8 protein-coding genes are annotated in these 13454 nt (G+C 42.8%); 7 read left to right on the forward strand and 1 reads right to left on the reverse strand.

Going from position 1 to position 13454, the window contains the following annotated elements:
* Positions 1–193: 193 nt before the first annotated feature.
* The 4 genes from parS (at position 194) to traI (ending at position 9529) form a co-directional block, all read left to right on the forward strand.
* Positions 194–637 (forward strand): type II RES/Xre toxin-antitoxin system antitoxin, encoded by a 444-nt coding sequence (gene parS, locus ACHUFI_RS21370; RefSeq protein WP_394252870.1) that lies wholly within the window; start codon positions 194–196, stop codon positions 635–637.
* A complete protein-coding gene (locus tag ACHUFI_RS21375) occupies positions 634–1095 on the forward strand; it encodes an RES family NAD+ phosphorylase (RefSeq protein WP_394252872.1) in 462 nt (153 codons plus the stop codon). The genes parS and ACHUFI_RS21375 overlap by 4 nt, the downstream gene beginning before the upstream one ends.
* A 251-nt stretch (positions 1096–1346) precedes the next feature.
* Positions 1347–3428: a type IV conjugative transfer system coupling protein TraD gene (traD, locus tag ACHUFI_RS21380; RefSeq protein ID WP_394252874.1), complete on the forward strand. Its 2082-nt coding sequence runs from the start codon at positions 1347–1349 to the stop codon at positions 3426–3428.
* A 317-nt stretch (positions 3429–3745) separates the two neighbouring features.
* The gene (gene traI / locus ACHUFI_RS21385) at positions 3746–9529 is read left to right on the forward strand and encodes a conjugative transfer relaxase/helicase TraI (RefSeq protein WP_394252876.1); all 5784 of its coding nucleotides are present in this window, start codon (positions 3746–3748) and stop codon (positions 9527–9529) included.
* A 17-nt stretch (positions 9530–9546) separates the two neighbouring features.
* Here traI and ACHUFI_RS21390 read toward each other — a convergent pair whose 3' ends face one another.
* Positions 9547–9906, reverse strand: a complete 360-nt coding sequence (locus ACHUFI_RS21390; protein WP_394252890.1) for a hypothetical protein — start codon at positions 9904–9906, stop codon at positions 9547–9549.
* 891 nt (positions 9907–10797) lie between these two features.
* On the opposite strand from ACHUFI_RS21390, the gene ACHUFI_RS21395 reads away from it, so the two are divergent.
* From ACHUFI_RS21395 to ACHUFI_RS21405, 3 genes are all read left to right on the forward strand, one after another.
* Positions 10798–11484 (forward strand): 2OG-Fe dioxygenase family protein, encoded by a 687-nt coding sequence (locus ACHUFI_RS21395; protein WP_394252878.1) that lies wholly within the window; start codon positions 10798–10800, stop codon positions 11482–11484.
* A complete protein-coding gene (locus tag ACHUFI_RS21400; protein WP_394252880.1) occupies positions 11485–12738 on the forward strand; it encodes an ATP-grasp domain-containing protein in 1254 nt (417 codons plus the stop codon).
* A 7-nt stretch (positions 12739–12745) separates the two neighbouring features.
* Positions 12746–13454 (forward strand): FAD/NAD(P)-binding protein (locus ACHUFI_RS21405; protein WP_394252882.1); only part of this gene is annotated, 709 nt, incomplete at its 3' end.

Raw genomic sequence — 13454 nt, forward strand, 5'->3', positions numbered from 1 at the left:
ATGCTAGAAACTGCTCAGACTTTATTGTCTCGCGACAGTTGGAATTGAGCGTTTCCTTCTTTGATCAAAAAAACCAGATAAGGCTCTAAACTTACTTGTCAATCTCCAATTGTCCAAGCTATGAACTTGTAAATTTGCCTATCCCAATCATCTGATACATAATGACACTATCACCTGATAAGGAGTTGTGGTTATGTCACAAATGCAAGCATTCAAGCCTGTTAAACAGCCCGCTAGCTTTTGGCAGCTAGTAGGTATTCCATCACGAGGGGTAACCCTTTATGAGTCTGTTCATAAAGGTCTGGATTTTGATGTTTTTGACAAGCTAGCCAAACACTCTAAATTGGAAAAAAAAGAGTTGGCTACCGCTGTTACAATTCCACCAGCCACACTAAACCGCAGATCGAAAGCAGGACGTTTTAACAAAGACGAAAGTGATCGTCTGTATCGTTTTGCTGAGATATTCAACCAAACAATCAACTTATTTGAAGGTGATATTTTGGCCGCGTGTGAATGGCTCAAATCCCCTGTGGTTGGTTTGGGTAACCGCCGCCCTATCGATATGGTTTCCACTACTGCTGAATCAGAAGGTGTTCTAAACCTAATTGGACGATTAGAGCATGGGGTATTTTCTTGATCACTTTGTACCGAATCGTAAAGGAAAAGTGGGAAGAGTCAGCTTTCGATGGCGAAGGCTCCAGACTGTACGGAGGACGTTGGAATTCTATTGGACGCTCTGCGGTTTATGTTGCGGCGTCAGAGTCACTTGCCATTTTAGAAATCTTGGTTCATCTCAAAAATACCAAAGTACTTGCAAGTTATGTCTTATTTACGTTGGAACTGGATGAAGCCGATGCTTTGACCCTTGAAAAGGACGACTTACCGGAAAACTGGAATGAAGAGCCAGCCCCGCTTCAGACAGCCGAAATCGGTGATCAATGGTTATCGAGCTGTTCAAGCTTGGCGCTGGCGATCCCATCGGTGATTGTGCCTCGCGAACAAAACTATGTGCTCAACACAAAACATCCAGGGTATCCAAAGCTCATCAAAACGGCCAAAAAGCACACAATTTCTTTCGATACCCGACTTCTATAAATCAGCGATCCCCGCTGTAAACGTCCGAAAACATTAACGCTTGTCAGTTCCAATATGGTTTGATCTATTTTTGGCTATATCAAGTTAGACGGCGAAGATAAGTTAAAGCACTTTTTGTCCAGAACCTTCATAGACTGAATTACCCCTGCACTTTCTAGCTCGAAAGTGCTCCCTTACCCTGTTAGATCTATCTTATTAATCTGAATTTAGCCTACTCCACCTTATTCTCTTTTTACTAAAAAGGAGCATGTATGCACACGCCTACCCGCAAGAAAAGCAACCACTTTACCCGTGGCGGACAAGTGACCTTTCACGCCATCACCATGTTCTTCCAAGTGAACAATAAACTTGTGAAATTCATAGGTTGGGGGGTCGTTGCACTCACTTTATTACTGACTTACCTAAATTCGCCACCTAATGCCTTTTGGGGGGAGTTTTATTACTTGCGTAATGTTCTCTACGCAAAGCTAGGTAAACCTCTCGATAGCACCGTCACCACCATTTGGGAAGGTGAGCGCTACACCGATACCCTCACCTCTCAACTGCAAAATTCTGTCCTCCTCGATATTCACGCCACCATTTGGCACAACGTTCAAATCTACTTTCTGATTACTTTAGTGATAGGCATGATCATCTTCATGATCGCCCTACGCTTTTTTAAAGAGCAAGGCGAAAAACAGAGTGAAGATTTTCATATCCGAGGCTTTCGCTTAGCCCCGCCAGAAGCCATCACCAAAGAGCTCAAAGCACGAGCAAAAGCCAAGAAGAAGCGAGGCTATGGGGACGGGTCAATATCGAGTTTTAAAATCGATGGTCATGCGCTTTTAAAGCAGTACTTCGAAGTTCAGCACTTACTCATTGATGGCACCACAGGGGCGGGGAAATCCATCATGATCCGCAAGCTGGTTCGTTGGATACGCACCCGAGGCGATAAAGCCATCATCTACGATAAGGGGTGTACCTTTACAGGAAAATTCTACAACCCAGCGACCGACGTTCTCCTCAACCCGTTTGATAAACGCTGCGCTAACTGGGATGTATGGAGTGATGCCACTGAGGCGCCTGACTTTGAAAACATGGCCGCCGCATTAATTCCTCAACACGGTGAAGGCGACCCGTTCTGGGTCGATTCAGCGCGCACCATCTTCTCATCCACCGCTTATCGCATGAGTCAAGATGACAAACCTTGTACCACTGAGCGATTGTTGAGTTTGATCTTAACCTCTGAACTGGAAACTCTTGGAAACTTCTTAGAAGGTACTGAGTCCGCTTCCCTTGTCTCAAAGGATATTAAGAAAACCGCGATTTCCATCAAATCGGTGTTGGCCACCTACATCAAAAGCTTGCGCTTTTTGGATGGTCTGAATAACGCAGATCGCCCCGATAAGCTCAAACAAAAGTTCTCAATTACAAACTGGGTACAAGATGATAACCAAAAAGGCTTTTTGTTTCTCTCCAGTAATGCTCAGCAACATGCTTCACTAAGACCACTGATATCGATGTGGTTAGCCATTGCCTCTAATGCAATTTTAGGGCTTAAAGAAGACGACGATCACCGTATCTGGGTCATTATGGATGAAATGCCTAGCTTGCATAAATTACCTGAACTTGGCTCTATCATTGCCGAGGTTCGTAAGTTTGGGGGATGCTATCTAATTGGTATTCAGTCGTATGCGCAGCTCGTCAAAACCTACGGAAAAAATGCCGCTGAAGAGATGTTCGATTTACTTAACACGCGCTTCTTCTTTCGAGCGCCTTCTGCGCCTATGGCGCGTATCTCTGCTAAAGATTTGGGTGAACAAGAAGTCGATGTGTCCAAAGAAAATGTTTCCTACGGTGCAAATACCTTGCGTGACGGTGTCTCTCTTGGCCATCAAACCATTACACGCCCTGTCGTGTCTGCTAGCGAAATCCAAGCCTTGGATGATCTACAGTGCTATTTACGTTCCCCTGGCATTGATCTCATTACTCGGCTCGATCTGGAATTCGACAAAATGCGTGATGTTTGTTCATCATTTGATAAACGCTCCATTGTGCTTTCATCCGCCATGAGCAAAGTATATGAGCAGGCGATTTACCATGAATGCGTGGCGCCAGGACTGTATCTGAACGAAGAAGATCGCCGTAAGCTAACGGACGCTCAAGAGGCGAACTTTGAAAACGAAGAGCAGATGAAAGCAGAAACCGATCAGATTCAACAGGCGATAAAAAGCGAGACAGTGAGCGAGCTGGCCAAGCTCAAACAAGCGCAAGCCTATCAAGAGGAGGCTCAACGTAATATCGACGAAGCCGCAATGACTCAAGAGGTTGAGGTGAGTGATATGTGCGATTGATGAAGTTCGTACCCAACCATGAGGATAAGACGATGAAAGACACTCAAAGCCTATCCTTGCCAAGCGTTGTGATTAACCCTCTCCCCCTACAAAAATCACCAGAGTAGCCATCCCCTGCATTTTGTTACAATGCTCCTGGGCGCTTAGACATAACCATGTCGACGCGTTAGCCAAAACATGGATATGAAAAAGCCCCGAATGAACGATAAATTCAAGCGAGGCCTCAATCATGTATAAGCAACTTGATAGTAGCCTCTTTGTGAACTTGGTTTCTAAGCGCCCCTACTCTTGGTGGTTCCCATAAAGGAAACACCACTATGATGTCCATCAGCCCTTTAAGATCGCCCTCTAACGCAGCTCAATACTACTTAAACGAAGAAAATACCCAAAACCTACCGGACACCTCTCTCGAAAAAGACAGCAACGAGAACTATTACCTCAAGGAAAAACAACAAGGTGAAAACACCTTTTGGCATGGAAAATTAGCACAAGAAGCGGGATTGCTCGGTAAACCGGTAGAACAAAAAGCCTTAGAGACTATCCTCTCTGGCACACTCAATGATGAAACCATTAAGGGCAAGCGAGAAGACCATAAAAGCGGATTTGACCTCACTTTTTCTGCCCCTAAAAACGCCAGTATACTGGCATTGGTCGGAGGTGATCCACGTCTGATTGAAGCGCACAACAACGCGGTGAAATTTGCCCTCTCAGAGTTAGAGAAGGACGTAGCTCAGGCGACGCACACCAACGAAGCTGGCGAACGCGAGTTTCACAATACTCAGTCCATGATTTTTGCGGTCGTTCGTCATAAAACCAGTCGCAACAACGATCCACAAGTTCACTCCCATGCCCTTGCTGCCAATATGACCCGAGATCAGGAAGGCAACTTACGTACACTCGCGTCTAACTTAAAACAGAAAGGCGGCGTCATTAATGGCAGTGGCGAACGCATCTATAACTTTCAGAAGTATTACACTGCCCTTTACCAAAGCGAGTTTGCCAGAGGATCCGAAGAATTGGGTTTTCAAACAAAGGGACTCGGTAACGCTCAATTTGATATCGATGGTGTCCCGGAGTCATTACATAAAGCGTTCTCAACACGCAAACAACAAATTGACCAGCAAGTCATGGAGTTTGGCCATGACACCCAAGCAAGTCGAGACACCGCAGCCCTTGATACCCGACAAAGAAAAACTTACCACAGCGATGCGACCTTAAACCACAAATGGCAACAAACCGTAAAAGGTGAAGGTTTTGAACCTGCCCTTTTGGTCAAACAAAGCCAAGCATTACCTCAAAAAGGCGGCCATGCCATGCAACAAGCCCATGACGCGTTTTCACATGCAATGACGCACTTGGGACAGTACTCAACCTCATTACGTCTTGAGAAAGTGATTGAGGTCGCGGCCTCAGACTTTACTAAAGGAACACAGCAAGCCAACGTGATTGATTTAAAGCAAGTCGCCGATGAATGGATAAAAAACGGCCAGCTTGTACCACTGGCTGAGAAGGGACACTACACCTCCCAAGCGATGCTGAAAAACGAAAAAGCGCTCATGGACATCACTAAGGGACGGACTCATAACATGCGCACCAATATCGATGAACCGACCCTAAACCGTCTCAACATTGCCCAAGATAATCGCCAAAAAGTGGCCGACATTTATGGCTCAACCAAACAGTTTCACGTGGTCAACGTGTTTGGTTCTTCCGAGCAAATCGCGCAAAACCTACTTAACGCAGGCAACCACAGTGGTAAGCGAGTACAGCTTGTCTCTCAAAACACCCAACACCACCGCCATAATCAACAAAACATCCCCCGAGAAAGCCACACCTTTGCCACTTGGGTTAAGCATTTATTTCAAGATGATCAGCGCCATACCTTACAAGGTCTACTTGACGCCGAGCACCCACTGACCAACAAGGACATTATTTTAGTCGATAACGCAAACAAAATGAGTGCAAATGAACTGCTCTCACTCAGTGAAAAAGCCGGTAACAGCCACAGTAAAGTCATCTTACTTAACCGTGTCTCAAACCGCCAAGGCATGAAAGCGCACAGCGCTATCGACCTTTACAGTAAAGGGAATGTCACGACGCACACCTGGGTCAACAGCAAACAAGCAGATAGTGTTGTGCGACTGCATAATCGAGAGGAGCACAACATTGCCCTCACTTACGCCGACTTGCCCGACAAAACCAATGCACAAGTATTAGCCACCTCTGGCGTCGAACAACGGCGATTAACCAATGAGATACGTGACGCTTTGAAAAACGATGGCCAACTCTCACGCACCAGTGTCACTGTTTTCACCCAGCAACCTCATTACCTTTCAAAGCCACAACAAGCATTTGCGAAGCATTACCAATCCGGTATGACTCTCAGACAATGGGATAAGGGAAAACCTCGCGATTTTGTGATCGCCAGTGTCGATAAAGCCTCTAACACCCTAGAGGTGTTGAGCAAAACGGACGGCAAAGCAAGCACTTTTGACCCTTCGTCTAAAGCGTTTCAATCTATGAATATGCAATTGTACAAACCAGACGCCCTTGAGATCTCACGAGGTGAACGTATTCTAGCCACAAATAAGCACGTTCCTTCTCAACTCGAAGCTGGGCAACATTACCTTGTCACGTCCATCTCTAAAAACGCAATAACGCTAACCAATCAACAAGGGCAATCAAGTACGCGCCCTTTAGATAAATTGAAAGACGCGCCACTCACGTATGACTACGCTCATTCAGCCAATCACTTTGAGCCTAGAACACATACCTTACTGTCGGGAAAAGCCTTTACGCTCTCAAAAGAGTTGCTCAATGACCTAACAGAAAACAGTCGTCGTTTAGATATCTTCACCGATCATCCAGAAAAAGCGCAGCACGCGTTGGAGAAAGGCGAAATGAGGCCATCATCTATCGAGCGAGTTCTGCATACTCAGAACATCAATGACCGCTATCTATCTGAAGCCACGCACCCAACCCTCAGACACGACATTGAACACGCTATCGGTGCACTCGCGAAAGAGCAACAAGCGCACGTGTCAGAGAAAGCGGTTAATTTCGCCCTAAACCACCTGTCAGAAAAAGAGGCCGGATTTACTCAAAAAGAACTAGTGATTGAAGCGGTACGTTATGCCTTTGAGGAAACCAATAGTCCGATCACCAAAGCGCACATTGAAGCCGAATTGGCGAAACGCAGTGACGCCCTTTCAGCCGAATACAGTGACGGTACACGTTGGACGACAGAGGCGGCAATCGAAACCGAGAAGCATATCCTCGGAAACATCGAGAAAGGAAAAGGACAGCATCAGCCTTTCAGCACCTCTAAACACGTTCATCAATACCTTGAAAACCACCCTCGCCTTACTCATGGCCAAGGTAATGCCATTCATTTGATTTCAACGACACCAGATAGCTTTGTCGGTATTCAAGGTTTAGCCGGTACGGGTAAGTCCACGATGCTCGACACCAACATCGAACTCATCGAGCACGCCACCCAAGCGGGGAAAAACCAACCTGATCAGATTATTGGTCTTGCCCCAACTCACTCAGCTGTGGGGGAATTGGAAAGTAAAGGCGTCAAAGCGCAAACACTGGAGAGCTTACTCAGCGACCTTCGCCAGGGCCGAGCCTCACCAGAAGACTATCAAAACACCTTATTCTTTCTGGATGAGAGTTCGATGGTCAGCAATAAGCAAGCGAAGGAGCTCACTGACTTGGTACTACAAAGCCAATCTAAAGCGGTGTTATTAGGTGATAAAGAGCAATTACTGTCTCTTAATGCAGGTAAGCCGTTCGAGCTAGCCATGACAAAAGGCATCATCGATACCGCGCAGATCATCGACTCAGAGCAAATGACCGACATCATTCGTCAGCGCAATAACGCGACGTTAGGTGCCGTGCATAACATGCTCGATAAACAACCTGACAGTGCGCTCGACAAACTCAGTCAACAAGGCGCTGATAGACAAGGAAAAACGCAACATGTCATTTCAACACTCACCGATAACCCTCAAGACCCTCGAAAAGCGCAGCAAATCGCGACTGAGAAGCTTCCTTATGAAGTGGCGCAAGATTACCTATTACGTACTCAAGAAACGCGCGAAAATACGCTTATCATCGCTTACACGAACAGTGAGCGAGATGCCATCACTGAACACATTCGCCACGGTTTAATGAAACAGGGCGAGTTGGGCAAAGAAAATGTCATTGTGCCAAGACTTCGCTCTACCGGCGCCAGTGGCGAAGAGCTCAAAACCATGATGCCGTACCAAAAAGGACTGGTGCTCAGTACCAAGCCAGGGCAATACGGAACCATCACCAAAGTCGATCCTGAACATGGTGTGGTCATGGTAAAGAGCCACGAGACAGGGAAAGAAAGCGCGTTTTTACCAAGGCATCGCGATCATAGGTTTACTGCCCTGTTTTCGGCCTCACATAAACCGCTATCGACAGGCGATAAGATCATCACCCGCTTTACAGACAAAACTCGCGGCATTAAGGCCAACGTCGTACACCACATTGTTCAAGCTGACAATAACGCCGTGATTGCCCAATCCAAAAATGGACAATCATTAACGATCGATCCAGACAAACTTAAGGATGGTCATTGGGATTACGCCTACACCCGAACCGCAGATATGGCGCAAGGTGCCACGTACCAAAACGTCATTACCTCTATCAAAGGGAAAGGCGCTCTGACCAACCTAAGACGTGCTTACATCGATTTAACAAGGGCAAGCGAACACGTCAGACTCTACACCGATAACCCAAAACAGATGATGAAAAGCTGGTTATCCAAAGAGGTCAACAAAGCCAGTGCGATTGAAACCGTTAAGCAAATAGCCCCTCAATCCACCACGTATTTTAATGACAACGCACTTCCTCATGAAGACGTTCGTTATCAAAACAAGAGTGGATATTTTGATCACAACAAATTCAGAGAACACATTAACTCTGAGTTACCTAAATACACAGAAAGCCTAGCGACACACCTATTAGGAGCACCGAACAAATCGAAATCTGAGCGAGACTATTTAACGTTTGGTACGGGTAAGTCCGCCATTAAAGTCAGTTTAACGGGGGACTATCGCGGTTATTTCAAAGATTACACAACAGGAGAAAAAGGCTCGCTGATTAATCTAATGATGAGCCATCAAGACCTCAGCTATAAAGAGGCGATGAACGAGGCTCATCACCTATTAAATAATCCTGACCACTATCAAGTTGCGATTAACAAGGACCACGAAAAGCTTATGAATACAATACCAAAACACGTTGCTCAATTTGAACAACGAGCGAAAGATTATTTACAAGAGAGCCAAGAGCTAAAAGGAAAATTAGCCGAACAGTACCTCAATAAGTTAGGCGTTAAAGACGTTGAGAACGATAACGTTCGTTTCCATCCCGCGGTTTACTCGTCAGAAGATAAAGCGTTTCACCCTGCTATGATCGTAAACATTCATAACCAGAAAGGAGAAACACGAGCGATTGAAATTACCTATCTTGACCATGATGCCAATAAAGATATTGCTATGGACGTTAACCCAAGAGTATTAGGGACTAAATCGAAGCAAATGACCTTCTTTAACCAAGGACAGGATTTAAACACCACTATTATCAGCACAGGAATAGAGCAATCATTCATTATTAATGAACATACTCAAGGCCAATATGACATCATCAATGTTAACCAAAAAAATGATATACAGAACATATCCCCTGATGAGGTAAGACAAAATATCATTATTGTATTAACGAACCAAAACTTAGAAATCAATTCAAATAACATGGAGAAGATCATTGAACAGTTCTCCTCCCCTAACATTCACTTTGTTACAGAAGAAGATATGATCAAGCAAATAACAGATTGTGTGCAGTTATTTGAAGGGAAGGAAAAGAACGCTCACATTGATATAAGCAACCATGAGGAGTTACCGATAAAATCGGATAATCATCCTAATGAAATTATTTCTTCTTGTCATCAAGATCAAGCAAGTAAAGAACTGGAGCACTTTGATCATAAAGAGCACTCTCCTCAAAGAGAACTTGATTTAAATAAAGAACCTAACATTGATAAGGGTTGGGAGTTAGAACGATAAACAAGGGTAGCCATTGGCTACCCTTTTTTTTGGCCTTCAAGATACTCATCGACTTTATTATTAACATCCGCTGTTACTGCATTACGCATTTCATTTGCTTCAGGCTTATTTCGATAAAAAGCTTCACCATCGAAACCTTGCGTATAATCCAAATTGACCGTGCCTTGCGTCTGTCTAATACGACGATACATTTCTTCCAGCAGCTCTCTGTTCGAAGGACGATCATCATCGCTATCATTCAACTTGATCCGTAAAGCAAAACTCAAAAGATCGCGCACCGCTTCCGCATCTGTAAGATTTTCTCTTTGCAGGTAGGTATCAAAATCGGTCTCCAATTTTCCCTTAACGGAGGCTTGTAACACTCGACTTCTCGCCATCATCCACTCTCCTTGCCTGTTATAAGTGGATAATATATTACAATAACTATCAAATAATATCTTAATACACACAAGTTCAGAATTATCTTTGACGCCTTGGTAGGCAAAGGTTAAATACACTTTAAATACACTAACAATAATTCTGTATTTAACTGGCCGATAGCCCTTACCAGTAAAGGGCTAAATAACAATGCAATACAATTATATTATTTTCAATTAACATTCATTCCAAATTTTAGTGAAGAATTTGAAAATTTTTTCATCATTCTAGATTAAGCACTGAATCGTACTATTTCATTGTTTTTAAAGTCTTTATCTTTACCACAGACAACCATTCGGATTGAAAATCAATCCGCCGTGGGGTGTGGGATTGGATTGAGAGAAACAGGGCCACTTCGTCAAACGCTTGCATAGTTTGTGCTTTCTCTAAGGCTTTATATTATTAGGTAAAATCGCCCATATTAAAAGGGGTTGGGGTGAAAAATGGATCACACTACTAAAAAATCACAAAACCGTTTAGGAATTCAGGGCCATTCGTAAAAGGAAATAACCGTGAAATCTGACTTTAGAAAGGCGATATTATATCCGTCAGTCCGTCCTCAATTTAATAATTAAATAGTATTATCCAGCGTTCATTTATCAGTAAAAAACGACACTATCTTGACCGCAATCGAAAGTTTTGATCTGTTATTGGATTTGATGTACTGGACGCACCTCCCTAAAAATTAATTATATTAATTTAATTCTTTTAAAATCCAATAAGATTTATATTCTTTTCATAGAAATGAAGGGTTCTGGTTATTGATGCTTACCTGATATTGAAATAATAGAATTAAAATTTAACATAGAAGTACAAATATAGATTAATTTTTAGATACAAGGTGTATTTAAATGGCGTTCCTCGAAGAAATAGAAATACCTCATAGCAACTCCAAAAACAAAGAGTTCTATCAATGTAATATAGCTAAGATTATCGAATCCTCCCCTAATTACTTATCGCTCAAAGAAACGTTTGAGTGCTTAGTAGACGACCCCTATTTACAGACAGTGGCGAGATTTAGAAAGCGACGTTACTCGACCTGTAAATTTATTAATGGACAGTTCCATTGGGTCGACTCTCCTCCAGAATTTCATCAGGCTAAATTTATTAACTCATATGCTGGAGGTATAAAAAGAAAATTTAAAAGCATAAGCAGTCAAGCAAAAATTTTCAGTGAAAAAACAATTGTCCCAATATTGATGAAATATTTATCTAAGAATGAGGCACATATTGGCGTTCATCAAATTCGAATCACTGCTAATGATGACTATAACGGCCTTCCCGCACCTGAAGGTCCTCATCAAGATGGGTTCGACTTCGTCTGTACCCTTTGTATCGACAAACGAAATATTGCAGGTGGTAACTCAATAGTCCTAAGTGAGGGTGACATAGTTGTGAACAAACAGCTAAACATTGGTGATCTGCTGATTATTGATGATAAACATTTTTACCATTATGTTTCTCCAATAGTTCCTCTTCTTCCCGGCGAGGCACACAGAGACATGTTCATTTTTACGATCAACTGTAAGGGAAATTAAATGAAGCAACTCATCTTGTTAGCCCCACCGAAAATATTGCTGCAACACTCTGTTAAATCTTGGATAAAAAGTATTGGCCGTAATGCAATTATCTATTCTTGTGCTAATAAAAAGAAGGAATTAGAAAACCATTTTCAAAACGAAATCGAGATCCATTTATATCAAGACTTTAGTAACAATTCTTTAGTCGAACTTGATGTTTATCATAGAGCCTTAAAGTTATCGACCCCTAGAGTAGCTGCACTTGCTGAAATTGATCTTGAGAGAGCTGCTAGATTAAATGACAAACTTGGGGTAACGCAGGGCTGTTCGCAGAGAATAATCTATTTCAGAGATAAGTATAAGATGAAATCACTTGCTCAAGACAATGGAGCTTTGATCCCAGCCATGTCGCGAGTACATAACGCAATAGAACTCGCTATCTTCATAGAACAATATGGTTACCCTGTTGTTATAAAGCCTTGTGATGGGCGCGGTTCTAATGGCGTTGAAATTTTAAGCAATGAGGGACAACTCAAAGCGTATCTGTTAAGGGCCAAAACGACGAAGTTTTTCAATCTAATGGTAGAGCAATTCGTCCAGGGAGAACACTATCAGGTTAATGGACTTATCATTAATGCTAATCCCGTTGTTATCTCGACCAGTAAAGCCTTGGTTTCTTGTTTAGATTTTTTGTCTGGAGCAGTATTTGGATTACAGATGGTTGATCCAAACTCATCTTTGGCAAAAAAAATCAAAGCCTATACTGAATGGCTAATATTTGATGTATTACCTTCTGAGAAAACTTTTTTGTTTCACCTAGAAATATTTGTAACCAAAGATGGCCAAATTATTCTTGGAGAAATTGCTGCTCGTCTCGGAGGTTGTTTCGTCAATGAAGAATTGAAGGAAGCGTGGGGATTAGATTTGAGAATGTCATACCTATCAGCTCTAAGAAATCCAAAACAAGATGTCCCAACAATCGATACCCATAAAAAATTGGTTGGCCAGCTGCTTGTTCCGCCCCAAGAAGGCGTCTTGTTGGCAGCTCCGGAGACCTGTGATTTAGATTATGTTCTTAAGTACAAACTTTCAGGTTCTGTTTCCCAAAATCATACAACGATGTCATTCACCAATGGCGAGATTATGAGTGCAATTATAAAAGGGAAAACAGAAAACGAGGTCAAAGAAAACCTATCATCACTTAATCAGTGGTTCAACGAGCAATCCGAATGGGAAAGTAAAATCAACTCTATAAAACCAGCAACGAGATAGAATTATCATGAAGCTAGCAATTATTGGAAGTGGTTATACTGGGACCTCACTTTTCTCAATGCTCGAAACCATTTTCACCTCAAATCATTCGTGCATTGACATCGATATGTACGATAGAGCCAATGAAGCTGGTACAGGCCTAGCCTATCAGAAAGATATCAGCTCTAACATTTTGAATCGACCAGCAAAAGCCATGTACATGAATAACAAAAATGACTTTCTTCGTTGGGCAATGTCTTCGTATCCAAATAGTCTAGAAATAACCCCAGAGTCCTTCTTACAACGTTCTTTATTTGGTAACTTTTTAAAAGAAAAGTTGCTTGAGAATATTGAACGCTATAGAGCTTTAGGTTGCCGAATCACAACAATAGCTCTTCAAGTTGAAGATATTCGTAAGGCTGAATCCGGCTGGTACGTCGTCACAAAAAACAACAAAAAGGTTTATGATGCGGTCTTTCTCTGTACAGGAACTAGCGTAGAGGCTGACCCTTACCAACTTAAAGGAACTTTAGGATACCTCTCTAATCCTTACCCAATTAATCGCTTGGGTTCATTGACAGGAAGAGTAGGAATCTTAGGAAGTAGGCTTACTGCTTATGATGTAGCTTTAGGACTTAATTATTCTAAGGTGACCCATGCGAAAATGCTTTCACGAGTCTCAGATAGACCTAGACCTGTAACCCGTTATCATGACATTGAACTTAAGTACCTCTCAC

It is taken from the genome of Vibrio profundi (assembly GCF_043642225.1).
GTDB lineage: Bacteria > Pseudomonadota > Gammaproteobacteria > Enterobacterales > Vibrionaceae > Vibrio > Vibrio profundi_A.